Source organism: Stenotrophomonas sp. YJH_SMC_133, from assembly GCF_059370655.1.
The window spans coordinates 268,138-291,723 of sequence record NZ_JCAFTW010000006.1; the positions used below are offsets into that span (position 1 = coordinate 268,138).

Consider the following 23,586-nt stretch of genomic DNA (forward strand, 5'->3'; position numbering starts at 1 on the left):
GCGAAGGGATTCACTCGGCGGCGTTGTCACCACCCGTGGGGGCACCGTCACCGGCGCTGCGGTCGGTCACGCCGTACAGTTCATGCAGCGCGGCATGGAACGAGGCCGGCAGCATCGGGCCGTGTCCCAGCCCCGGGAACTCGCGGTACTGCACGCTCATGCCCGGCACCTTGGCCAACCGTTCTGACAACTGCATCGCCGCATCCGGCGTGGCGCCACCGATGCGGCGCAGGTGCGCGACCACCCGTGGGTTGCTCATGTCACGCTTGCCACGATCGCCAACACGCTCGGCACCGCCCAGCATCAACCAGAGCTTTGCCGGCTGGCCATGCACGTTCTGCACGAACTGCTGTTCCGGATCACCCAGCGCCGCGCCCTGGCTCCACCACAGCGAGGGACTGGCCGCCAGATAGGACTGGAAGGCGGCGGGACGGGTGTACAGCGCATTGAGCACGAACAACCCACCCAGCGAGTGGCCCCACAGCGCTTGCTGCTGCGTATCGATGCGTGCGCGACGCTCGACTTCCGGCTTGATGCGGCGTTCGATCACATCCAGGAAGGCCGCAGCACCACCGCCGACCGCCTGGGTCGTACCGCTCTCATCGTCGGCGCGGTCGATCCACGCGGTGTAGTCGCGGGTGCGCGCCTTGGAATCGATGCGCAGGTCATTGTCGTAGCCGATCAGCACCAGCACCGGCGGCGCCTTGCGCGCGGCCAGTTCGGCCAGCAGCGGCTGGTCCAGCACCATGGCGACGGCATTGCCGTCCAGCGCGTAGAGCACCGGGGATGGCGTCTTGCCGGCCTTGGCCGGAATCGCCAGGTTCACCCGCCAGCGGCGTTGCTGGTCGGGACTGTCCACCACGAAATGCTCGAAGCGATAGCTGGCCGCCGGCTCGTCGAGTACGGTATGGCCGATCTTCTGCAGCGGATTGCGCTGCTGCGCATGGGCGTACGGGGTGGCCAGGAGCAGACCCATCATCAAGGCGGCCAGGCCGCGGGCCAGCGGACCACGGCGCGAAGGCGGGACGAAATGCATCATCAGCAGCGGCAGGAGCGACCAATGGCCGCCGGTTCATAGGGGACCGCAGTCTACCTTAAACGCGAATGATTATCACATCGATCAAACGTCACACTGTGTATCACGCGCGCGATACGTTCATTTTCCCGGTTGCACCGGAAACACTGAATCCACTATTTTGCCCGGCAGCGGGGCGCAGGAGCGCCCTACCCTCGCAGGGCTGCGGATGGATGGGTGATCGAGCCATCGGCCGCGCCCTGTCTATTGCCAAACCTATCCACGCATGGCGTGGATCTACTGACCACCACCCACGGGAATGGATCCCGTGACTGCGAGAACACCTTGAAGCGCACCACCCTGATCGCCCTTTCCCTTGGCCTGCTCGCACCGCTGGCCGCCCATGCCGCACAGGACCTGCCAACGCTCTACCAGGCCTTTGAAGAGGCCGGCAATTCGTCACTGGGCATGGACCAACTCAACCAGACGGTGACATTCACTGCCGTAGCACTGAGCGTTTCCAGCAACCTGGCGGGCGAGCCGCTGATCGAGGCCGGCGATGACCAGGGCAATGTCCTGGCCCGGCTGACCAGCGACGACGAACAGCAGGCGGCCAAGCTGGGCGCACTGGAAGAAGGCGCGACCTTCACCGCCAGCTGCACGCTGCAGTTCAGCTCGGGCACCGATTACCTGTCCTTCGGCGATTGCGCCATCAAGTAAAGATGAAGCCGGCAAAATGCCGGCTTCATTTCTTTGCCTCTGTAGCGTCGAGCCATGCTCGACTCATGCATCATCACGGCCCCGTAGGCACCGGACCATACACGTTCTCCTGCGGCGTGCCCGGCAGCAGCGAGAAGATCATGATCACGATCCCGCCACCCGGTACCAGCGCCAGCAGGAACAGCCAGCCCGACTGGTTGCAGTCATGCAGGCGGCGTACGGTCACTGCGATCAGCGGCACGATCGTGGCCAGCCACATCACACACAGCAGCACCACCATGCCGATCAGGATGCCGGCCAGCGCTTCGGCACTGTTGCGCAGGAGGATCGCCAGCACGCCGGCCAGCAGCATCACTGCCGTTGCGACCAGGAACAGGAACAGCTGGTACATCCAGTACTCGCGGCGGTTCGCGCGACCCTCGAACTGGGCGTAGCGCTTCAACGGCAGAATCATTTCCTGCACGGCATCGATCCTTGAAAAAGTAGCCGCGCAGTGTGCCAAATGAACGCGTGCAGGACAATGTAGAGCCAAGCCATGCTCGGCTGTCGGGAGCCGTGAAGTGCTGCGAAAAGCAGTCGAGCATGGCTCGACGCCACATGAACCGGGTCAGCGGCCCTTCGCGGCGCGCGCAGCCTCGCGCTCGGCGCGCAAACGATCCAGCTTTTCCTTCAACTTGATTTCCAACCCGCGCGGCACCGGGTTGTAGTACACCCGTTCGCCCATCGCATCCGGGAAACCGGTCTGGTCGAGCGCGATGCCACCCTCCGCATCGTGGTCATACTGGTACTCGGCGCCGTAGCCCAGTTCCTTCATCAGCTTGGTCGGCGCATTGCGCAGGTGCAGCGGCACTTCTTCGGTACCACTCTCGCGCACGTCGGCCTTGGCCTGGTTGAAGGCCGCATAGCCGGCGTTCGACTTGGCGGTGCTGGCCAGGTACAGCACCAGCTGGGCGAACGCGAGTTCGCCCTCCGGACTGCCCAGCCGCTCATAGATGTCCCACGCTTCCAGCGCCATGCTCTGCGCACGCGGGTCGGCCAGGCCGATATCCTCGATGGCCATGCGGGTCAGCCGGCGCGCCAGGTAAGACGGATCGCAGCCGCCATCGAGCATGCGGGTCAGCCAGTACAGCGCGGCGTCCGGGTTGGAGCTGCGCACGGATTTGTGCAGCGCCGAGATCTGGTCGTAGAACTGCTCGCCGCCCTTGTCGAAGCGGCGGGTACGATCGGCCAGCACCTGGGTCAGGGTCTGAGGCGTGATGCGACCGCCCTCCCCGCCCGCCAGCTCGGCGGCGATTTCCAGCAGGGTCAACGCACGGCGCACGTCGCCATCGGCGGCGGTGGCGATTTCCAGCAGCAGTTCGGGAGCGACCTCGATGCCCTCCTCGCCCAGGCCGCGTTCGCGGTCGCCCAGCGCACGTTCCAGCGCCTCGACGATGTCGGTCGGCGAAACGCCTTCCAGCACATGCACGCGGCAACGCGACAGCAGCGCCGAATTCAGCTCGAAGGATGGATTCTCGGTGGTGGCACCGACGAACAGGATGGTGCCGCGCTCGATATGCGGCAGGAACGCATCCTGCTGCGCCTTGTTGAAGCGGTGCACCTCATCCACGAACAGCACGGTGCGGCGGCCTTCGGCGAAGCGTTGCGCGGCCTCGGCCAGCACCTGGCGCACCTCCGGCAGGCCGGACAGCACGGCAGAGATGGCGCGGAATTCCGCATCAGCGTACTCGGCCAGCAGCAGCGCCAGCGTGGTCTTGCCGCAGCCCGGCGGCCCCCACAGGATCATCGAATGCACGCGACCGGATTCGACCGCGCGGCGCAGCGCACTGTCCGGCGCCAGCAGGCGCTTCTGCCCGACCATTTCATCCAGGGTGCGGGGGCGCATGCGCTCGGCCAGCGGGCGCATGTGTTCCCGATCGACGCTCAGCAGATCGGGTCCGGGGAATGAAGTGGAGCGATGTCTTGGCACCCGGTCATTGTACCGCGCCGCCCAACGGTAGCGCCGGGCCGTGCCCGGCGGGCGGGACGCGATGTCTGGTAGTGCCGGCCGCTGGCCGGCAGATCAACAGCGTGTCAACCAAGGTTGACACCCACCAAGGCGGTGCCGGTTGGCACCCACCAGAGCAGTTGGCGCCGGGCCACAGGATTCGGTAGTGCCGGCCGCTGGCCGGCAGATCAAAAGCATGTCAACCAAGGTTGACACCCACCAAGGCGGTGCCGGTTGGCACCCACCCGAGCAGGTAGGGCCAGGCCATGCCCGGCGTCCGCCATCAATTACCGATGACGTCGGTGCCCTTCGGCGGGGTGAAGCTGAAGGTGCCGGCCGCGAAGCCCGGATTGCGCTTCCAGCCACTGAAGCTGATCACGGTACGCTGGCCAACCGCATCGGTGATTTCCATCTTGGCCAGGCCTTGGGCGTTGAAGCCCAGCGCGGCGTACTGGAAACTGGCTTCGGTCTCGCGCTTCGGCGACAGCGACAGCCACTGCAGGCCGTCGCGCTGCGCGGCCTCTTCGCTGACGTCGTACTGCTGCTCCAGCAGCGCCGGGTTGATCAGCGCGGTCAGCGGGCTGTTCTGCTCTTCCTTGCCCTGCTCGCGCACGGTGGCCTGCTCCAGGTCCGGCTCGTACATCCAGACCTTCTTGCCGTCGGCCACGATCAGCTGTTCGTGCGGGCGCACGTATTCCCAACGGAACAGGCGCGGCGCCGACAGGGCCACGCGACCACTGGTCGATTCCTTCACCTTGCCGCGGCTGTCGAACACCTGCTGGCTGAACTGGCCATCCAGGCCCTTCAGGCCGCTGGTGAAGGTCTTCAGGTCATCGCGGGCGCCAGCCCAGGCGCTGCCGGCGGCGGCGCAGGCCACGGCCAGGGTGGTGGTGGCAAGGAAACGGCGGAAGCGGAAGTTCATGCGGGAATCCTGTGGGCGCGGGCGCCAGGAAAGGTGGTTGCCAGTGTGCCCGGGGAAAGATGAATGGGCGATCAGGGCGACATTATGCCGCCCTGAACGTCCATCGGCGATTCAGCCACCGGATCCCGGCAGCTTGCCGTACAGCACCTGGCCGCGGAAGCCACGCCGCACTTCGCGATACAGCGCGCGGAACGCCGGATAGTCCTGCGGCTGGCACAACGCCTCTGGCCCACGCACTGCATTCTGCTGCAAGCGGTGGTGCACGATCACCTCCTGACCCTCGCGACTCCAGTCCACCCGGTACTCGCCGGCGGCATTGGCGAAACGCTGGCTGGCCGGGATGGCGATGATCGGCGCATTGGCCGGGAACTGCAGGCGATAGGTTTCCTCGCGCAGGCTGGCATTGCAGTAGAACGGTGTCTCGTTGGCCGGCGCCGAGGCGGTGGCGTACAAGCCACGCACCGACTCGCCACCCGGCGGGTCCGGCACGGCCATGCCGCCGGCCACGCTGAAGTCGGCGTAGTCCTCGGCCTGGAACGCCATGCGATAGCCAAACGGCCGGGTCAGATCGACCGGCACGCCCTGGATCTGCAGCTGCCCTCGCCCATCGAAACCGGAGGCGGCCATGATCTGCTCTTCAGCGCGCGCACGGTTCTGCGCGTTGAGCTGGGAGAACTGGGCGCGCATGCCGATCTCGGCGTTCTCGCCCAGCTTCGGAATGGTCTCTCCACGCAGGTTGCCGTTGGCGTCGAAGGTGAAACGTACTTCCATCGAGGTGGCGTTACGCTCCGGCGTGTTGGCCGGGGTGCGTGCCAGCGTGGCGTCGCGGGTACGCATCACCGGCGCACCCAGATCACCTTCCGGCAGCTGACCGAAGCGCGCCCACGCGGTGGTCGAATCCAGGTACAGATCAAACTCGGGAATGTAGGTGATGGCGTGGTTGAAGCGGCCCAGCACCGGAATCTTCGGCAGCGTCGGGCCGCCGCCGGCGCCGATCAGCACCGGCGAGCTGGCGATGCCCTTGGCTGCCAGCAGCGCCTCCAGGATCGTCACATGGTCCTTGCAGTCACCATAGTGGTTGTCGAGGATGCTCTGCGCGCTGTTCGGCTCCAGCCCGCCATTGCCCAGGTACACCGCCACGTAGCGGATGTTCTGCGCAACCCAGCGATACAGCGCATCAGCCTGCTCGCGGCGGTCGCTGATACCCGCGGTGATCTCATCAGCCAACGCCTGCAGCGCCGGGGTCACCTCAGCCGCCGGGCCCGCCTTGAGCTGGTAGGCGCGACCCATCTGCGACCAGTCACGATAGGTACTGGCCATGATGTTCGGACCGAACTCCCAGCCCGCCGCCGACCAGTTCTGCGCCGACATCGCCTCGCGACGCTGGTAGCGCCAGCGCCACTGCGCCTGGCCATTCTTCACCGTCGGCCGATCGCTGCCCTGCACGCCGCGGCTGTCGATGAACATCGGCAGGTTGGCCGGCGCACTCAGGGTGACTTCGGCGTCCTCGTACTCGGTGAACACATTGAAGGTCTCCCACAGGCCGAAATAGCCCGGGAAGTGCGGCGTGGCCTGGGTGCGGCGCACCTGGTAGTACAGGCGGGTGCCCGGGGCCAGGTTCGGAAACACGATCACCCGCACCTTGCGGTCGGCATACATCGCCGCCGAGGCGCTGGAGTAGCTTTCCTGGGTGTAGATGCGGTCGGCCGGCACGTCACGGCGCTGGCCGTCGGCGGTGATGGTGTAGGCGCCAAGCACCTCCAGGGTTTCCATCTTCTCGCTGTAGCTCAGCCGCACCTGGCTGAACTGCTCGACCGAGGCCTTGGTCTTGAGCAGCACTTCGTAGGTTTCGGTCTGCACATTGCCGGCATCCGGCCGCACCTGGTAGTCGGCGCGGTAACGGACAATGCTGAAGTTATTGCTGGCTTCGGTATCGCCGCTGGTGGAAGGCGGCGCCGTGGCGGGCGCGGAGGTGGCGGTGTCTGCCAGTGCCGGGCCGGCAGCCAGGAAGGCTGCCAGCGCCAGTGCCAGCGCGCTTGGTACGGGGTGAAGCATGCGTCGGTTCCTTGGACGTCGTGGGGGATACGTCGGGTCCTACTTCGGCGGCGGCGGTGCCAGCACCGTGCGGTCGCCGTTGTGCTCGGGCGGGCTGACCACGCCGGCCGCTTCCATGGCCTCGATCAGTCGCGCTGCACGGTTGTAGCCGATCTTCAGCCGGCGCTGCACGCCGGAAATCGATGCACGGCGGGTCTCGGTGACCACCCGCAGCGCTTCGTCATACAACGGGTCGGACTCGTCGCCGGACGAACTGTTCTCGGGCAGGCCGGTGGCGCCGACGACCACGCCGTCGCCCATCGTCTGCACTTCGTCCAGCACGCCGTCGACATAGTCGGCAGGGCCCATCGCCTTGAGGTGCTCGACCACGCGATGCACTTCATCGTCGGACACGAACGCACCATGCACGCGCTCGGGCAGCGCGGTGCCCGGCGGCAGGTACAGCATGTCGCCGTGGCCCAGCAGTGTTTCCGCGCCGGACTGGTCGAGGATGGTGCGCGAGTCGATCTTGGAGCTGACCTGGAAGGCGATACGGGTCGGGATGTTGGCCTTGATCAGGCCGGTGATCACGTCCACCGACGGGCGCTGCGTGGCCAGGATCAGGTGGATGCCGGCCGCACGCGCCTTCTGCGCCAGGCGCGCGATCAGCTCTTCCACCTTCTTGCCGACGATCATCATCATGTCGGCGAATTCGTCGATGAAGATGACGATGAACGGCAGCGTTTCCAGCGGGCGCGGCGCCTCGCCCAGTTCCGGGTTCGGCTTGAACAGCGGGTCCATCAGCGGCTGTCCTGCGTCCTGGGCTTCCTTCACCTTCTTGTTGAAGCCGGCCAGATTGCGCACGCCCACTGCGCTCATCAGCTTGTACCGGCGCTCCATCTCGGCCACGCACCAGCGCAGGCCGTTCGCGGCCTCCTTCATGTCGGTGACCACAGGTGCCAGCAGGTGCGGGATGCCCTGGTAGACGCTCAGTTCGAGCATCTTCGGGTCGATCATCAGCATCCGCAGGTCTTTCGGCGAGGCCTTGAACAAGAGGCTCAGCACCATCGCGTTGACCGCCACCGACTTGCCCGAACCGGTGGTACCGGCCACCAGTAGATGGGGCATGCGTGCCAGGTCGGCCACGGTCGGGCGACCGGCGATGTCCTTGCCCAGCGCCAGGGTCAGCACACTGGCCGACTTGTCATATTCCTTCGAGCGCAGCAGCTCGGACAGGAAGATCATCTCGCGGGTGACGTTGGGGATTTCCAGGCCGATCACCGACTTGCCCGGAATGACGTCGACCACGCGCACCGACTTCACCGACAAGCCGCGCGCGATGTCCTTGTCCAGCGAACTGATCTGGCTGACCTTGATGCCCGGTGCCGGCTCGATCTCGAAGCGGGTGATGACCGGGCCGGGATTGGCGCCGACCACCTGCGCATCGATGCGGAAGTCCTTCAGCTTGAACTCGATCTGCCGCGACAGGGTCTCCAGCGTCTCTTCGTCGTAGCCCTTGGGCTGCGGCTTGGGATCATCCAGCAGCGCCAGCGGCGGCAGGTCCGAGCCATCACCGTTGACGCCGCGGAACATCGGAATCTGGGTGTCGCGCTTGGCCCGATCGCTCTTCTCGATCACCGGCTCCGGACGCGGCTCGATCTTCACCGGCTCGCGCTTGGCGCGCACCTCGGCGTCGGCCTTGCGCACTTCCTGGCGCTCCTCGCGCATCACCCGGGTCTGCTTCCACTCGGTGACTTCTTCCTTCTTGCGTTCCAGCAACGGCGCCAGCGACATTACGCCACGGCCGATCTTCTCCATCACCGTGAACCAGGACAGCCCGGTGGCCAGCGTGATCGAGGCCAGCAGCAGCACCAGCACGAACAGGTTGGCGCCCAGCGCGCCGAAGCCCACCGTGAGCGAATTGCCCACCAGCTTGCCGAGGATGCCGCCGGCGCTGGAGACGTCGCCACTGAACAGGCGCACGTGCAGGAAGCCGGTGCCGGCGATGAGGAAACCGACCAGGCCGACCAGGCGCAGCGCCGGGTCCAGGTCGTTCTCGCCCTTGCTCTCGCGCTTGAGCCCGAACATGGCGATCCACGCCAGCGCGCCGAGCACCACCGGCAGCAGGAAGGCGATGTAGCCGAACAGCTGCAGCAGCACGTCGGCGATCCAGGCCCCGGCGCGGCCACCCAGGTTGTGCACTGGCGCGACCACACTGCCGGTATGCGACCAGCCCGGATCAGTCGCTGAATACGTGAAAAGACTGGCCGCCAGGTACAGCAGGGCCGGCGCGATGGCGATCAGGCCCAGATCGCGCCAGAGACGCTGGCGGCGTGGATTGTCGGTCGTCGCCGCCGCGGCCGTGCGACGTGACGCCTTGCTGTCGTCGGACTTGGAGCGTTCGGGGACCTGCTTCGCCACCTTAGACCATACCTTTGGAATGCGCTGTTAGTGATTGATAATAAATGAGACGGCGTCAGTTTTCAGTTATGCGACGTCCGGCAGGCCAATCCGGGGGCCGAAACCACTGCTGGATGACGGCGTTCCGTTCATCGGCTTGAATCGCCCTGCCCCAGCCGCCACTCTATGACCAGCCAAGGATGCTGCGCAAACATCGCCAGCGCCTTGTCCCATCTACCTTTTCGCGAGTTTACATGAGCACCAGCCTGCCCTCCCGCCACCAGCGCCTCGTCATCCTCGGTTCCGGCCCGGCCGGTTGGACCGCCGCCGTCTACGCCGCCCGCGCCAACCTGAAGCCGGTCGTCATCACCGGCCTGCAGCAGGGCGGCCAGCTGATGACCACCACCGAGGTGGACAACTGGCCGGGTGACGCCCACGGCCTGATGGGCCCGGACCTGATGGCGCGCATGCAGGCCCATGCCGAACGCTTCGAGACCGAGGTCATTTTCGACCACATCCACACCGCCGACCTGTCGCAGCGCCCATTCAAGCTGATCGGCGACAGCCACGAGTACACCTGCGATGCGCTGATCATCGCCACCGGCGCCACCGCCAAGTACCTGGGCATCCCGACCGAAGACGAGTTCAAGGGCCGCGGTGTGTCCGCCTGCGCCACCTGTGACGGCTTCTTCTACCGCGACCAGGACGTGGTCGTGGTCGGCGGCGGCAACACCGCCGTGGAAGAGGCCCTGTACCTGTCCAACATCGCCCGCAAGGTCTACCTGGTCCACCGCCGCGACACCCTGAAGGCGGAAAAGATCATGCAGGACAAGCTGTTCAAGAAGGTGGCCGAAGGCAAGATCGAGACCGTCTGGCACCACCAGGTGGAGGAAGTGCTGGGCAACGACGCCGGCGTGACCGGTGTGCGCGTGAAGTCCACGCTGGACGGCAGCACCCGCGACATCGACGCCCACGGCTTCTTCGTGGCCATCGGCCACCACCCGAACACCACCCTGTTCGATGGCCAGCTGGCGATGAACAACGGCTACCTGGAAATCCGCTCGGGCCTGGGCGGCAATGCCACCCAGACCTCGGTGGAAGGCGTGTTCGCCGCCGGCGACGTGGCCGACCAGCACTACCGCCAGGCGATCACCTCGGCCGGCTTCGGCTGCATGGCCGCGCTGGATGCCGAGCGCTACCTGGACGCGCAGGGCAAGGCCAGCTGAGAGGCTGACCCGCTCCTGTAGGGCCGAGCCACGCCCGACTCCGGATGAAAGGCCGACGCCAGTGCGTCGGCCTTTCTGTTTCATCTGCCCTATCCTTCCCTCATGCCTTCCCCCCGCTTCCTCGACTCCCTGCAGTCCATCCCCGCCATCGACTGGGATGCCCTGCACGACGGGCAGAACCCCTTCGTCAGCCACGCCTTTCTCTCAGGCCTTGAACAGCACGGCTGCCTGCGCGAGGACTGGGGCTGGCAGCCCCGGCACTTCACGCTCTGGGAAGGCGACAGCTTGGTCGGCGCCATTCCGGGCTACCTGAAGACCAATTCGCACGGCGAGTTCGTGTTCGACCATGCGTGGGCCAACGCGTATGCCCGTCATGGCCGCGACTACTATCCGAAGTGGCTGGGCGCGGTGCCGTACTCACCGGTCACCGGCCCGCGGTTGCTGGCCCGTCACGATTCAGATCGCGCCACCTTGCTGTCGGCATTGCGCGAGGCGCTGCCGGCACTGGACGTGTCCTCGGCCCATATCAACTTCCACACCGCAGTGGACGAGGCGCTGTTCGGCGATGACTGGCTGCTGCGCGAAGACGTGCAGTTCCAGTGGCAGAACCCGGGTGACTGGGCGACATTCGACCAGTTCCTCGGTGCGATGAACCACAAGCATCGCAAGAACATCCGCCAGGAACGGGCCAAGGTCACCCGCCAGGGCATCACCTTCCGCGTGGTGCACGGCGATGAAGCCAGCCGTGCCGACCTGCAGGCGATGTATCGCTTCTACCTGCAGACGTTCCTCGAGTACGGCAACGCCCCGGCGCTCACCGAGGCCTTCCTGCGCCATCTGGCCATTTCATTGGGCCGCGGGCTGGTGCTGTTCCTGGCCGAACAGGACGGCGAGCCGATTGCCGGCGCGCTGTGCCTTCGCGGTGGCGACACCCTGTACGGCCGCTACTGGGGCGGCGCCACCCTGCCCGGCCTGCACTTCGAGGCCTGCTACTACCAGGGTATCGAGTACTGCCTGCGCGAAGGGCTGACCCGATTCGAACCGGGTGCACAGGGCGAGCACAAGCTGGCGCGGGGCTTCCTGCCGACGCTGGTGCGCAGCCGGCACTGGGTGGCCGATGCGGATTTCGCAGAAGCACTGCAGGATTGGTGCCGGCGGGAACGGCGCGATGTGCGGCGCTACCAGCAGGAGCTGCAGGGGCATGGGCCGTTCCGCGTAGAGCCGTAGTGCCGAGCTGGCTCGACTGGCGCGGCGCCGAGAAGCGTGCCAACCAAGGTTGGCACCTACCAGGGCAGTGGGGCGCGCCAACCAACGTTGGCACCTATCAGGACAATGGCGAGGGCGCTGTGCTCAGGTGCACTGCCAGAAGTGCCCGCTCACCCGGCACTTCGCACACCAGAACGTGTAGAGCATGCCGCCACTACCCCAGAGCAGCGCGCCTCCACTGGTGGTCGGCAGTGTCGAATCCAGCTGCATCACGAAGGGCATCTCCTCGCCGCAATCGATGCATGCCGGGTACCAGGCACTCTGCACCCAGCTGGGCGCGCCGCCCACGCGCGACAGGTTCTGCCGATGGTTGGACTGGCCCCAGTCCTGCTGCTGCCACCGCCTGGTATCCATGGCGACCAGGCCGATCTCGGCACGCACCAGGTCACCGCTGTCGGTCGGCGTGGCCGGCACCTCCAGACGCTGGCTGGGGTGGCAGCTGGGCAGGCCGACGGCATCGTGGCGATAGAAGCGCACGGGCGGGTCTTCCCAGCCGCAGCAGTCCAGGCACAGGCCCAGCGTGATCTCACCCGCCGCGCCCGGCTGCAGCGCGGCAGCGTCGGTTCGCATCAGGCGCTGCAGCGGTGCATGGCAGCTGCCACACAACGCTTCCAGCGGTCCTCCCATCTGCCCCGCATGGTGCACCTGCCCACCATTCCAGGTCGGGTGCAGGCGCCAGATACGCTTGCGCCAGCTCGGTTCGTCCGCCTGCTGCGCGCGATGCTGCTCGCGGCCAAAGCGGATGTGCAGCGGCCGCTCCCCATGCAGGCGGCGCGGCAGCGGCCCATCAGCCACGCCGGCCCAATGCGCCCAGACCTCAGCATCCAGCGCGCCCCAGTCAGCGAGGTAGCCGCGGGCAACGGCATAGCTCTCGGGCTGCGCCGCGAGCAGCAGCGCCCTGGCCCGCGCCATTTCGCGATCGTCATCGGCTTCGGCCAGAATCTGCGCCCACTGCCCGGCAGTGGCAGACGGCAGGCCCCGCCACACCTGCGAAGCCAGCTGCAGCTCATTCTCACTGACAATCGCCAGCAAGGCCTCCCAGTCGTCCTGCAGCACCTGCGGCGCCTGGTAGCTGGCGAATTCGATCACGCTGGCCAGCAGCTCACCGCGCTCTCCATCACGATAGCGACGCCAGGCCTCGGCACAGACCGGCGCAACCGCTTCGTCGGGCAGCAGATCCAGCGTCATGTCGAGAAAGGCCGAGCTGGGTGAACGCCGGGCAAGGGCCAGCCGCATCAGCGCACCGAGCTGACCCGGCTGCTCAGTCGCCAACGCCAGCAGCATGCTCTGGCTGTCGTTGCACGTGCGCGGGTTGTCGTGCACATCGAGGATGGCGGTGATCGCGTCACTCATGCGTGGGCTCCTTGCCGTTGGACACTGATGTTGCCAGACATCAGCGGTCACCACGGCGAATACAATGAGGGCATGACCCGCCAGCTGCCCTGGCGCCTGGCTGATGCGCCCGACGCCCCCTTTCCTCCAGCCGAGACCGCGCTGCGCCAGCCCGATGGCCTGCTCGCCGTCGGCGGTGACCTGCACCCGGTGCGCCTGCTCAATGCCTACGCTGGCGGCATCTTTCCGTGGTTCAGCGAGGGCGAGCCGATCCTGTGGTGGTCGCCGGACCCGCGCATGGTGTTCCGCACCGAGGGCGTGCATCTGTCCAGCCGGTTCCGCCGCCAGCTGCGCAGCAGTACGTGGGAGGTCACCGCCGACACCGCCTTCAGCCGCGTGATGCGCGCCTGTGCGGCAGCACCGCGGCCCGGCCAGGACGGCACCTGGATCAGCCCGGCGATGGTCGAGGCCTACGGCCAGCTGCACGACCTGGGCTTCGCCCATTCGTTTGAAGTCTGGGACCAGCAGACCCTCGTCGGTGGCATCTACGGGGTGGCAATCGGGTCGATGTTCTTCGGCGAAAGCATGTTCAGTGGTGCCAGCGGCGGCTCCAAGATCGCCCTGGCCGCCCTGGCATCCACCCTGCATGGTTGGGGCTGGGAACTGATCGATGCCCAGGTGGAGAATCCGCACCTGCTGCGGATGGGCGCCGAGCACCTGCCGCGCGCGGAATTCCTGCAGCACGTGCGCCGGGCCGTGCGCGGTGACGGCCGGGAAGGCCCGTGGACCCAAGCGGTTGGACGCCTGCCAGCACGGCGTTTGGCCGGGGGTTAACACAAACTTTGCAAGCTGGCGCCGTCACGCGTAAAATACCGCGCCTTAGGCCCAGCGTGGCCGTTTTCTGAACCGCACAGGACTACATGTCGAAAGACGATTCCATCGAGTTCGAGGGCACCGTCAGCGAGACGCTGCCGAACACCACTTTCCGCGTTCGCCTGGAAAATGGGCACGAAATCATCGCCCATATCTCCGGCCGCATGCGCAAGAACTACATCCGCATCCTCACCGGTGACCGGGTCAAGGTTGAAATGACCCCGTATGACCTGACCAAGGGTCGTATCACCTACCGCATGAAGTAAGCGGTCGGCGCCTGGCGCCACTCGACAAGGCCAGCCCTGGTTGCTGGCCTTTTGTCATGCCCGGAATCCGGCCCTGCCGGAGGTCACCGTGACCGAGCTCACCGTGGCGTCGGTCAGCCCCGCTTGCGGCAGATTCGCGCCTGCAGCCGCCGCGGCATCGTGGGATCCGATCCAGTCCGGATCGCCACCCCCTCCCGATCATGAACGCCCTGCTCCCGCACGTCCTGCTGCCGGCAGTTCTGCTGGTCAGCCTCCCCCTGGCGGCATTCGCCGCTGAACCCAGCAAGCCCTCCAACGCGTCCGAGTGCATTGCCCTCGGCGCCAATCGCGATATCCGCCCCTCCAGCACGGAACGCGAGGTGCTGCTGCGCGACGGTGACAACCACTATCGGGTGCACCTGCAGAAGCGCTGCCTGGGCGCTGCCGCCTCGGCCAGCTATGTCTTCTTCACGCCCAGTACCCCTGAACGGATCTGCGGCGATGCCCGCAGCACACTGAAAACCGACAGCAACCACTGCACCGTGACCCGGATCGAACCGATCGATGCGGCGACCTTCAGGCGGCTGGCGCAGCAGGGGCGTTGAGTTGCAGTGCATGCGACAAGGGCGGCCGAAGCCGCCCTTGTCATTTCCAGTCTTTCACGCCAAGCCTGCGGCGTCAGCTCATTCCACCGTGACCGGCAGCAGCCGCTCCGGCTCGGCCTGGGTCTCGACCACCAGCTCGTCGTCGCGCACGTCGATGCTGACCTTGCCGCCGTTGACCAGCTTGCCGAACAGCAGTTCGTCGGCCAGCGGACGCTTGATCTTGTCCTGGATCACGCGGGCCATCGGACGGGCACCCATCAGCGGGTCGAAACCATGGTGGGCCAGCCAGTCGCGCGCGGTCGGGGTGGCCGACAGGCTGACGTGCTTGTCCTGCAGCAGCATCTCCAGCTCGATCAGGAACTTGTCGACCACGCGCAGGATGTGCTCGAAGCCCAGCGCCTGGAACTGCACCACCGCGTCAAGACGGTTGCGGAATTCCGGGGTGAAGCTGCGGCGGATGGTCTCCATCGCGTCGGTGGCATGGTCCTGCTTGGTGAAGCCGATCGACCGCCGCGAGGCCTGCGCGGCGCCGGCATTGGTGGTCATCACCAGCACCACGTTCTTGAAGTTCGCTTCGCGACCGTTGGTATCGGTCAGCACACCGCGGTCCATCACCTGCAACAGGATGTTGAAGATGTCCGGATGCGCCTTCTCGATCTCATCCAGCAGCAGCACGCAATGCGGCGTCTTGACGATCTTCTCGGTCAGCAGGCCGCCCTGGTCGAAACCGACGTAGCCCGGAGGCGCGCCGATCAGGCGGCTGATCGAATGCGGCTCCATGTACTCGGACATGTCGAAGCGGACCAGCTCGATGCCCAGCTGCAACGCCAGCTGCTTGGTCACTTCGGTCTTGCCGACACCGGTCGGGCCGGCGAACAGGAAATTGCCGATCGGCTTTTCCGGGTTGCCCAGGCCCGAACGGGCCAGCTTGATCGCCGAGGACAGCGTCTCGATGGCCGGGTCCTGGCCGAAGATCACCATCTTCAAGTTGCGCTCCAGGTGCTGCAGCACATCCTTGTCGGTGGCACTGACCTGCTTGGCCGGGATCCGCGCCATCTTGGCCACGATCGCTTCGACCTCCTCGACGTCGATCAGCTCCTTGCGCTGCTCCTCGGGCAACAGGCGCTGGCGGGCACCGGCCTCGTCGATCACGTCGATGGCCTTGTCCGGCAGCAGGCGGTCGCCGATGTGCTTCACCGACAGGTCCACTGCGGCCTGCAGGGCCTCGTCGGAGTAGGTCACACCGTGATGCAGCTCGTACTTGGACTTCAGGCCCTGCAGGATCTCGTAGGTCTCGCCCACCGTCGGCTCGACGATGTCGATCTTCTGGAAGCGGCGCGCCAGCGCCCGGTCCTTCTCGAAGATGCCGCGGTATTCCTGGAACGTGGTCGAGCCGATGCAGCGCAGCTCGCCCGACGCCAGCGCCGGCTTGATCAGGTTGGACGCATCCATGGTGCCGCCCGACGCCGAACCGGCACCGATGATGGTGTGGATCTCGTCGATGAACAGCACCGCGTTGGGCACCTTCTTCAGTGCCGTCAGCACGCTCTTCAGGCGCTTCTCGAAGTCGCCACGGTACTTGGTACCAGCCACCAGTGCGCCCAGGTCGAGCGAGTAGATCACCGCGTCGGCCAGCACGTCGGGCACCGAGCCTTCGATGATGCGGCGGGCCAGGCCCTCGGCGATGGCCGTCTTGCCTACGCCCGCCTCACCGACGTACAGCGGGTTGTTCTTGCGGCGGCGGCACAGGACCTGGATGGTGCGCTCGATCTCGTCGGCACGGCCGACCAGCGGGTCGATGCGACCTGCCCGCGCCTGGTCGTTGAGGTTGCTGGCGAATTCGGTCAGGGCATCCCCCTTGGGCTCGCCCTCCCCGCCTTCCATGCGGCTCTCGCCCTCCGGGGACGAAGACGACTGCTCGCCTTCATCGCCCAGCTTGGCGATGCCATGGGACAGGTAATTGACCACATCCAGCCGGGTCACATCCTGCTGGTTGAGGTAATAGACGGCGTGGGAGTCCTTTTCGCCGAAGATGGCGACCAGCACATTGGCGCCGGTGACCTCCTTCTTGCCCGAGGACTGCACGTGGTACACGGCCCGCTGCAGCACACGCTGGAAGCCCAGGGTCGGCTGGGTGTCGCGGCCATCGTCTTCCGCCAGGCGGGACACGGAGGCCTCGATGGCCTGCTCCAGCTCCTGGCGCAGGCGGTCGGCATCGGCACCACAGGCCTTCAGTACGGCCTGGGCTGACGGGTTGTCGAGCAGTGCCAGCAGCAGGTGTTCGACCGTCATGAACTCATGCCGGGCCTCACGGGCGCGCTTGTAGCACTGGCCGATGGTGTGTTCGAGGTCTTTGCTGAACATGGATTACTCCGGCGGCAGATGGGGACAATATGCGGCCTGACTACGCGATTTCCATCACCCTAGCGGATTGCTGCGTTCAGATGGCGTTAGCAGTACAGATCGCTTGATCTTCATTCACTCCAGGACAGCCCACACAGCATGAGCGAACCCTACCTGAGCCGCTGGCGATTGCGGCGTGATGGCCCGGCCCTCCGTACGCCTCACGCCCGGCTCTGGCCGGTGCTGACCGCTGCGGGCGAGCCAGCGATGCTGAAGATCAGCAGCGAGACCGAGGAGCAGAACAGTCATCGCCTGCTACGCTGGTGGAACGGCGATGGCGCCGCCCGCCTGCTGGCCCACGAGGGGCCTGCGATCCTGATCGAGCGTGCCCGCGGTGACTCGCTGCGGCAACGCTCGATCGAGGGCGACGATGACGCCTGCACCGCGATCCTGTGCCAGGTCCTGCAGCGGCTGCACCGGCCACGGAGCGCGCCGCCAGCGGAACTGGTCTGCCTGCGTACATGGTTCGCCGACCTGCTGCAGCCAAGGGCTGTGCTGCCGCCACTGCTGGAACAGTGCAGATCACTGGCGGAGGGGCTGCTGCATGACGAACAGGAGATCCGCCCGCTGCACGGCGACCTGCATCATGACAATGTGCTGGATTTCGGCCCGCGCGGCTGGTTGGCGATCGACCCGAAGCGACTGCTGGGGGACCGTGCGTTCGATTACACGACGATGTTCAGCAACCCGGACCTCTGTGGTCCGGGCATCCACGTTGCGACGCGGCCCGAGCGGTTTGCGATCCGCCTTGAGCAGGTCTGTGCGCTGGCCGAACTGGAACGCACACGCCTGCTGCGCTGGATCGCGGCCAGCACTGCGCTGTCGGCAGTGTGGTTCAGGGATGACGGCGACCCGGCCGATATCGACGAGACAGTCGCCCGGATGGCCCTGGAGGCGCTGGCGGAGAGGTGAGACCCGCGCTTGGCAGGTGCGCACCTTGGCGGGCACGCCCCATCCACGGTCGATACGGGCTTCTGCCTTGGTAGGTGCCCACCTTGGTGGGCACACCCATCCGGGATTGATGTGCCCGGACGAGAATCGGCAGCTGGTCAGGCCTTTTCCATCGTGCACAGCAGCGGGTGCTGGTTCATCCGCGAATACTCGTTGACCTGGGCAACCTTGGTCTCGGCCACTTCGCGGGTGAACACCCCGCACACGCCGCGGCCGCGGGTATGGACGTGCAGCATCACCTGTGTGGCCTTGTCCAGGTCCATGCTGAAGAACTGCTGCAGTACGTCCACCACGAAATCCATCGGGGTGTAGTCGTCATTGAGCAGCATCACCTGGTAGAACGGCGGCGGCGCCACTTCCGGGCGCGCGGGTTCCACGGCAACGCCGTGCTCGTGATGGGAATCGGGGGAAGACTCGCGGGGCATCTGCTCATTATAGAGGCTCGAGCGGGCCTGCGTCGGCCCGCCGCAGATTGGACGGCACGCACGGCCGCCGTCACAATTGCATCCTCTCTCAACACTGTTTCACAGGATCTTCATGAAAAGGACCCTTCTCTCCGCCCTGCTGATCGCCCTGGCCGCCGCCGGCTCCGCCGCCGCCGAGACCCAGGCCGACAAGGCCGTGGCCCGCCACCTGGACAAGCTGGGCTACACCTACGAGGTCGACGAGGACGGCGACTACCGCATGGTGTTCGACGTCGAAGGTGACCGCACCCAGATGGTCTACGTGCGCTCGTCGGTGGAAGATTTCGGCACCCACAACATCCGCGAGATCTGGTCGCCGGCCTACAACGCCAAGACCAAGCAGTTCCCGGTGGCCGTGGCCAACCGCCTGCTGGAAGATTCGCAGGACGCCAAGATGGGCGGCTGGGTGAAGCAGGACACCACCGCCATGTTCGTGGTCAAGATCGACGCCGATGCCACGGCCGACCAGCTCAGCGACGCCATCGATGCGGCCATCCGCACCGCCGACGCCATGGAGCTGGAACTGACCAAGAAGGACGAGTTCTGAGTTGAACGCTACGCCGGACCCGCGCTGGGCACCGCACGCCACCGTCGCCACCGTGGTGGTCGACGGCGGCCGCGTGTTGCTGGTTGAAGAGACCATCGACCGCCGCCAGGTGCTGAACCAGCCGGCCGGCCACCTCGAGCCGGGCGAAAGCCTGGCCGAGGCAGCCCTGCGCGAGACCCGCGAGGAAACCGGCTGGACGGTGCAGCTGACCCATTTCATCGGCTGCTACCAGTGGACGGCCGGCGACGGCACCGCCTTTCTGCGCTTCTGCTACGCAGCGCGCCCGGTCTCGCACGACCCGGCGCAGCCACTGGACACCGGCATCGACCGCGCACTCTGGCTGACCCCGGCCGAACTGCAGGCCGCCGGCGAGCGCCAGCGCAGCCCGCTGGTCTGGCAGGTGGTGGCTGATTACCTGGGTGGCCAGCGCCATCCACTTTCCCTGGTCCGGGAGGTCGCATGAGCACTCCGCGCGTGATGGTGGGCGTCTCCGGTGGCGTCGACTCCTCGGTCGCCGCCTGGCGCCTGGTACAGCAGGGCGAGGCCGTAGCCGGTCTTTTCATGCAGAACTGGGCCGACGACGGCAGCGGTGACTGCCGCGCCGAGGACGACCGCCGCGATGCGGTGGCTGTCTGCGGCCTGCTCGGCATCCCGTTCCACTTCCGCGATTTCTCCAGCGAGTACTGGCAGGGTGTGTTCGAGCACTTCCTGGCCGAGTACGCCGCCGGGCGCACCCCGAATCCGGACGTGCTGTGCAACCGCGAAGTGAAGTTCAAGCACTTCCTGGATGCCGCCCGCGAGCTGGGCGCCGAGCGCATCGCCACCGGCCACTATGCACGGGTGACCCAGCGCGGCCGCCAGTGGCTGCTGCTGCGCGGCGCCGACCGTTCCAAGGACCAGAGCTACTTCCTGCACCAGCTGGGCCAGGAGCAGCTGGCGGCCACCCTGTTCCCGATCGGCGACCTGGAAAAGACCGACCTGCGCCGGATCGCGCGTGACGTCAGCCTGCCGACCCACGCCAAGAAGGACTCCACCGGCATCTGCTTCATCGGCGAGCGTGACTTCCGCGAGTTCCTCGGCCGCTACCTGCCGGCCAGGCCCGGCCAGATCCTCGACCCGGCCGACGGCAGCGTGATCGCCGAACATCCGGGCGTGTTCTATTTCACCCTGGGCCAACGCGAGGGCCTGAACATCGGCGGCGTGCGTGGACGCCCGGCCGCGCCGTGGTACGTGGTCGGCAAGGATGTGGCCAGCAACGTGCTGTACGTGGACCAGGACCGCGACAGCAAGTGGATGCTGTCCGAGCGGCTGCGTTCGGAAACCGCGCACTGGATCGCCGGTTCGCCGCCGGCACGGCGCTTCGAATGCACCGCCCAGACCCGCTACCGCCAGCCCGATGAGCCGTGTACGGTCCAGGTGCTGGACGATGGCAGCGTGCTGGTCACCTTCGCGCGCCCGCAGCGCGCCGTTACCCCCGGTCAATCGCTGGTGCTGTATGACGGTGACGTGTGCCTGGGTGGCGCGGTGATCGCCGCCACCGATGCGCCGCTGGAACAGCGCCTGCGCACCACCCCTTCCCCTTTTGAGGTAATCGCTGCATGAGTTTCACTGTCGACGACCGCGTCCTGGCCCTGGCCGGCATTGCCCAGGCCCTGCAGCAGGTACGCCGCATCGCCGATACCGGCCATTCCGACGCCGCCGCCGTGCGCACCGCCGTGGACAGCGTGTTCCGTGTCGATGCGTCCTCGCCGCAGGAGGTGTTCGGTGACCGCCATGCACTGAAGTCCGGCCTGCGCCTGCTGCACAACTACTTCCGCAGCCAGGGCCAGGACCCGATCCTGCCCAAGCTGGCCCTGTCGGTGCTGCAGCTGGAGCGCCGCTTCGTTCAGGATGGCGCCACCGTGAACAAGGTCGCCTCGGGCATCGAGCGCGCCCAGCGCCAGGCCACCGAACTGGGCGACAGCGGCCACCCGGACGTGCTGGCCAACCTGGGAGGCCTTTACGCCGACACCATCAGCCACCTCAAGCCGCGGGTAATGGTGCAGGGCAACCCGCACTACCTGGGCCAGGCTGGCGTGGTGGCCGAGATCCGCGCCCTGCTGCTGGCCGCGGTGCGCGCTGCGGTGCTGTGGCGGCAGCTGGGCGGCAGCTACTGGGACTTCCTGTTCAGCCGCAAGGCGATGATCGAGGCCGTGGACCGGCAGCTGGCCTGAGGGTGTGGGGTCGGATCCCTTTCCGGCACGGAAAGGGCTCGGACCCCGAAGCCGCCAAGGCGCCGGAAAACCGGCGCATTCAGAATGCACTTCGAGGCACATCGACGTTAAAGAGAAAGGGGGTACGGCCGATACATCCTCCGTGCACCTCCCGAGAACGTCCATGTACTCACGCATTTTCATCCGTCTGGCCGCCCCCCTGGCTCTGACCCTGCTGCTCCCCTTCGCCATCGGTTTCGAATGGCCGGCCGCCCTGCGCTGGGCGATCCTGACCACGATGACGCTGAGCTGGCTCGGCTTTGCGTGGTGGACCACCCGCGCCCAGGCACACCGTTCCCCGGAACACGCCCGTGTCCTGCGTGAGCAGGACCAGCTGCTGACCGAACTGCGCAATTTCGTCGGCAACGAGATCGAAGGTTCGCGCGGCGAAGTGGAACGCGCCCGTGACCTGATCCGCCAGGCCGTCTCCAGCCTCGGTGGCAGCTTCGATGCGATGAACCGCAAGTCGCGCCAGCAGAGCCAGGCCCTGTCGCGCATCGTCGACCGCGCCGGTGACGAAGGCAATGCCGGCCTCGACGTTGCCCGTTTCGCCCAGCACGCCAGCCACCGTATGGAACAGCTGGTCGAAGCGCTGGAACAGGTGAGCGGCCAGAGCAGCACCACCGTGCAGCACATCGACCAGATGGCGCAGCACCTGGATGGCATCTTCGCGCTGCTGGAAGACGTCAAGTCGATCGCCGACCAGACCAACCTGCTGGCCCTGAACGCTGCCATTGAAGCGGCACGTGCCGGTGAAGCCGGTCGTGGCTTCGCGGTGGTCGCCGACGAAGTGCGCAACCTGTCCGAGCGCTCGACCACGTTCAACGAGCAGATCCGCAAGCTGGCACACAGCTCCAAGGACGCCATCGCCAAGGTGCGCGAGACGGTCTCGCACATGGCCTCGCGTGACATGGACCGCTCCCGCGAAGCGCGCCAGGAAGCGGCGGCGATGCTCGACAACGTCGCGCAGATCAACGCCTCGCTGGGTGACGGCATGCGCGAAGTGTCCGAGTGCGCCCGTTCGATCGATGGCAGCGTAGCCGAAGCCGTGCGCGCCCTGCAGTTCGAAGACATCGCCACCCAGGCGCTGGGCGGCGTGCACACCCACCTGGACCGCCTGACCGCGATCAACCGCGAAGCGGTGGCCCTGCAGGAACTGCTGCACCGCAATGGCGGCGTATTCGACGAAGAGATCGCCACCGCCCTGCAGCGCACCGGCAGCCGCCTGCGCGAACTGCGCAGCGAGTGGGAACGCCCGCCGCACAAGCCGGTTGCCCAGCAGAGCATGGGCGCCGGCACCGTCGAGCTGTTCTGACCCTGATGTCCGCTGCCCTCGTCGGCAGCCCGCAAGGCCCCGGTTCGTCCGGGGCCTTTGCCTGTGACCCGCCGTTGGATGCATCCTGTACCCGCACCATGACCCTGATCCGCGCCCTGCCCTCCCTCACCGATACCGAGCGCCCGCGCAACGCGAGCGTGCGTGAGCAGCTGCAGCAGCTGGAAGAGGTCGCCCGCGAAGAGATCCGCGAACTGCAGCAGCTGGCGGACGCGCGCCCCGCCCCGTCGCGGGCGGACGAGGCACTGCTGGGACTGGCCTGGGACCTGGGGTTGGACGGGGAAGCGCTGAAGTAGATCCACGCCATGGGTGGACGGCTTTCATCCGCCGGTGTGACGCCTGGCCCTCGCCGCAACATCCACGCATGGCGTGGATCTACCGGGGTGGCGAAATCGTTGTGGCATGATCCACCGATCCCGTTCATGGAAGACCGATGGCCATCACCCTGATCGCACTCCTGCTGATCGAGACCGTCCTTCTGATGGCCTGGGTGGCCGGTTATTTCAGTTGGGGCATCACCCTGTTCAACGAACGCATCGCGGCGTCACCGGCCATGCAGGCCCGGCTCTCGCTGGGCAGCCTGGAACGTGACCTGCCGCAGGACAAGTGGCTGCAACTGGCCTTCCATGCGCTGCCCGATGGCAGCATGGCGTTCCGCGAGAGCTTCGCGCCGAGCTTCGGCCTGCGCTACTTCCCGGTGATGCGCGGTCGCATCGTACTCAACGCGCGACGGCACGAGGTGCGGGTGATCGGACTGTGCAGCTGGTTCGTGGCCATCCTGTCGCTGTTGCTGTTGCCGCTGGTGGCGATGCGCCCGATGGTGGCGCCGATGCTGCTGGTGCTTCCGCTGTTCCTGGCCAGCTATCTGGTCCAGAAGCGGCGCTATGCGGCCATCGTCGAAGCGCTGCGCATGCAGTTGAAGGCGGAGTTCCCAAGGTAGATCCACCCCATGCGTGGATGATCGACAGGCACAGGCATCCGTGCCGACCAACGGTCGGCACCCACCAAAGC

23 protein-coding genes are annotated in these 23,586 nt (G+C 66.5%); 14 read left to right on the forward strand and 9 right to left on the reverse strand.

Annotated elements, in window-relative coordinates; genetic code table 11:
• Positions 1 to 10: 10 nt before the first annotated feature.
• Complete coding sequence (locus tag AC5P78_RS11030; protein WP_059034410.1) at positions 11 to 1,039, reverse strand: alpha/beta hydrolase; 1,029 nt, start codon at positions 1,037 to 1,039, stop codon at positions 11 to 13.
• A 321-nt stretch (positions 1,040 to 1,360) separates the two neighbouring features.
• Here AC5P78_RS11030 and AC5P78_RS11035 point away from each other — a divergent pair, with 321 nt between their 5' ends.
• Positions 1,361 to 1,735: a hypothetical protein gene (locus tag AC5P78_RS11035; protein ID WP_049397465.1), complete on the forward strand. Its 375-nt coding sequence runs from the start codon at positions 1,361 to 1,363 to the stop codon at positions 1,733 to 1,735.
• 73 nt (positions 1,736 to 1,808) lie between these two features.
• On the opposite strand, the gene AC5P78_RS11040 is transcribed toward AC5P78_RS11035, so the two are convergent.
• The 5 genes from AC5P78_RS11040 to AC5P78_RS11060 all read right to left on the reverse strand — a co-directional run bounded on the left by AC5P78_RS11040 (position 1,809) and on the right by AC5P78_RS11060 (position 9,099).
• Positions 1,809 to 2,198 (reverse strand): DUF805 domain-containing protein, encoded by a 390-nt coding sequence (locus AC5P78_RS11040; RefSeq protein ID WP_005413291.1) that lies wholly within the window; start codon positions 2,196 to 2,198, stop codon positions 1,809 to 1,811.
• Between the two features lie 144 nt (positions 2,199 to 2,342).
• Positions 2,343 to 3,641: a replication-associated recombination protein A gene (locus AC5P78_RS11045; RefSeq protein ID WP_224481979.1), complete on the reverse strand. Its 1,299-nt coding sequence runs from the start codon at positions 3,639 to 3,641 to the stop codon at positions 2,343 to 2,345.
• 364 nt (positions 3,642 to 4,005) lie between these two features.
• Positions 4,006 to 4,644, reverse strand: a complete 639-nt coding sequence (gene lolA, locus AC5P78_RS11050; RefSeq protein ID WP_005413289.1) for an outer membrane lipoprotein periplasmic chaperone LolA — start codon at positions 4,642 to 4,644, stop codon at positions 4,006 to 4,008.
• A 111-nt stretch (positions 4,645 to 4,755) separates the two neighbouring features.
• On the reverse strand, positions 4,756 to 6,699 hold the full coding sequence (locus AC5P78_RS11055; protein ID WP_099562509.1) for a DUF3857 domain-containing protein: 1,944 nt from the start codon (positions 6,697 to 6,699) through the stop codon (positions 4,756 to 4,758).
• Between the two features lie 39 nt (positions 6,700 to 6,738).
• The gene (locus AC5P78_RS11060; RefSeq protein WP_005413288.1) at positions 6,739 to 9,099 is read right to left on the reverse strand and encodes a DNA translocase FtsK; all 2,361 of its coding nucleotides are present in this window, start codon (positions 9,097 to 9,099) and stop codon (positions 6,739 to 6,741) included.
• A gap of 233 nt (positions 9,100 to 9,332) precedes the next feature.
• Here AC5P78_RS11060 and trxB point away from each other — a divergent pair, with 233 nt between their 5' ends.
• Together trxB and AC5P78_RS11070 are read left to right on the forward strand one after the other, a co-directional pair.
• Positions 9,333 to 10,304, forward strand: coding sequence for a thioredoxin-disulfide reductase (gene trxB / locus AC5P78_RS11065; protein ID WP_005409600.1), 972 nt, complete (start codon positions 9,333 to 9,335; stop codon positions 10,302 to 10,304).
• A 102-nt stretch (positions 10,305 to 10,406) separates the two neighbouring features.
• Positions 10,407 to 11,531, forward strand: a complete 1,125-nt coding sequence (locus tag AC5P78_RS11070) for a GNAT family N-acetyltransferase (protein ID WP_138970229.1) — start codon at positions 10,407 to 10,409, stop codon at positions 11,529 to 11,531.
• 123 nt (positions 11,532 to 11,654) lie between these two features.
• Here the strand turns inward: AC5P78_RS11070 and AC5P78_RS11075 are convergent, their stop codons facing one another.
• Entirely contained in the window at positions 11,655 to 12,923 is a 1,269-nt protein-coding gene (locus AC5P78_RS11075; protein WP_099484210.1) for a hypothetical protein, read from the reverse strand.
• A gap of 72 nt (positions 12,924 to 12,995) precedes the next feature.
• Here AC5P78_RS11075 and aat point away from each other — a divergent pair, with 72 nt between their 5' ends.
• The 3 genes from aat to AC5P78_RS11090 all read left to right on the forward strand — a co-directional run bounded on the left by aat (position 12,996) and on the right by AC5P78_RS11090 (position 14,625).
• Positions 12,996 to 13,736, forward strand: coding sequence for a leucyl/phenylalanyl-tRNA--protein transferase (aat, locus tag AC5P78_RS11080; RefSeq protein WP_088428762.1), 741 nt, complete (start codon positions 12,996 to 12,998; stop codon positions 13,734 to 13,736).
• Between the two features lie 86 nt (positions 13,737 to 13,822).
• Positions 13,823 to 14,041, forward strand: coding sequence for a translation initiation factor IF-1 (infA, locus tag AC5P78_RS11085; protein ID WP_005409596.1), 219 nt, complete (start codon positions 13,823 to 13,825; stop codon positions 14,039 to 14,041).
• Between the two features lie 200 nt (positions 14,042 to 14,241).
• The gene (locus AC5P78_RS11090) at positions 14,242 to 14,625 is read left to right on the forward strand and encodes a hypothetical protein (RefSeq protein WP_032966709.1); all 384 of its coding nucleotides are present in this window, start codon (positions 14,242 to 14,244) and stop codon (positions 14,623 to 14,625) included.
• 78 nt (positions 14,626 to 14,703) lie between these two features.
• On the opposite strand, the gene clpA is transcribed toward AC5P78_RS11090, so the two are convergent.
• Positions 14,704 to 16,989: an ATP-dependent Clp protease ATP-binding subunit ClpA gene (gene clpA / locus AC5P78_RS11095; protein ID WP_005409594.1), complete on the reverse strand. Its 2,286-nt coding sequence runs from the start codon at positions 16,987 to 16,989 to the stop codon at positions 14,704 to 14,706.
• A gap of 138 nt (positions 16,990 to 17,127) precedes the next feature.
• On the opposite strand from clpA, the gene AC5P78_RS11100 reads away from it, so the two are divergent.
• Positions 17,128 to 17,940 carry an APH(6) family putative aminoglycoside O-phosphotransferase gene (locus AC5P78_RS11100; RefSeq protein ID WP_060380214.1) on the forward strand — a complete coding sequence of 271 codons (813 nt, stop codon included), beginning with the start codon at positions 17,128 to 17,130 and terminating at the stop codon, positions 17,938 to 17,940.
• Positions 17,941 to 18,077: 137 nt separating this feature from the next.
• On the opposite strand, the gene clpS is transcribed toward AC5P78_RS11100, so the two are convergent.
• Entirely contained in the window at positions 18,078 to 18,404 is a 327-nt protein-coding gene (gene clpS, locus AC5P78_RS11105; RefSeq protein WP_010485856.1) for an ATP-dependent Clp protease adapter ClpS, read from the reverse strand.
• Between the two features lie 112 nt (positions 18,405 to 18,516).
• Between clpS and AC5P78_RS11110 the strand changes: the two genes are divergently transcribed.
• The 7 genes from AC5P78_RS11110 to AC5P78_RS11140 all read left to right on the forward strand — a co-directional run bounded on the left by AC5P78_RS11110 (position 18,517) and on the right by AC5P78_RS11140 (position 23,515).
• On the forward strand, positions 18,517 to 18,990 hold the full coding sequence (locus AC5P78_RS11110) for a hypothetical protein (RefSeq protein ID WP_010485859.1): 474 nt from the start codon (positions 18,517 to 18,519) through the stop codon (positions 18,988 to 18,990).
• A gap of 1 nt (position 18,991) precedes the next feature.
• Positions 18,992 to 19,453, forward strand: coding sequence for an NUDIX hydrolase (locus AC5P78_RS11115; RefSeq protein ID WP_049408908.1), 462 nt, complete (start codon positions 18,992 to 18,994; stop codon positions 19,451 to 19,453).
• Positions 19,450 to 20,592 carry a tRNA 2-thiouridine(34) synthase MnmA gene (gene mnmA, locus AC5P78_RS11120; protein ID WP_099497870.1) on the forward strand — a complete coding sequence of 381 codons (1,143 nt, stop codon included), beginning with the start codon at positions 19,450 to 19,452 and terminating at the stop codon, positions 20,590 to 20,592. Before AC5P78_RS11115 ends, mnmA begins: the two co-directional genes overlap by 4 nt.
• A complete protein-coding gene (hflD, locus tag AC5P78_RS11125; RefSeq protein ID WP_005413279.1) occupies positions 20,589 to 21,203 on the forward strand; it encodes a high frequency lysogenization protein HflD in 615 nt (204 codons plus the stop codon). The genes mnmA and hflD overlap by 4 nt, the downstream gene beginning before the upstream one ends.
• 163 nt (positions 21,204 to 21,366) lie before the next feature.
• Positions 21,367 to 22,557, forward strand: coding sequence for a methyl-accepting chemotaxis protein (locus AC5P78_RS11130; RefSeq protein ID WP_005409587.1), 1,191 nt, complete (start codon positions 21,367 to 21,369; stop codon positions 22,555 to 22,557).
• Between the two features lie 98 nt (positions 22,558 to 22,655).
• Positions 22,656 to 22,871 (forward strand): hypothetical protein, encoded by a 216-nt coding sequence (locus tag AC5P78_RS11135; protein ID WP_005409586.1) that lies wholly within the window; start codon positions 22,656 to 22,658, stop codon positions 22,869 to 22,871.
• 137 nt (positions 22,872 to 23,008) lie between these two features.
• Positions 23,009 to 23,515 carry a hypothetical protein gene (locus tag AC5P78_RS11140; protein ID WP_111118453.1) on the forward strand — a complete coding sequence of 169 codons (507 nt, stop codon included), beginning with the start codon at positions 23,009 to 23,011 and terminating at the stop codon, positions 23,513 to 23,515.
• Positions 23,516 to 23,586: the final 71 nt, after the last annotated feature.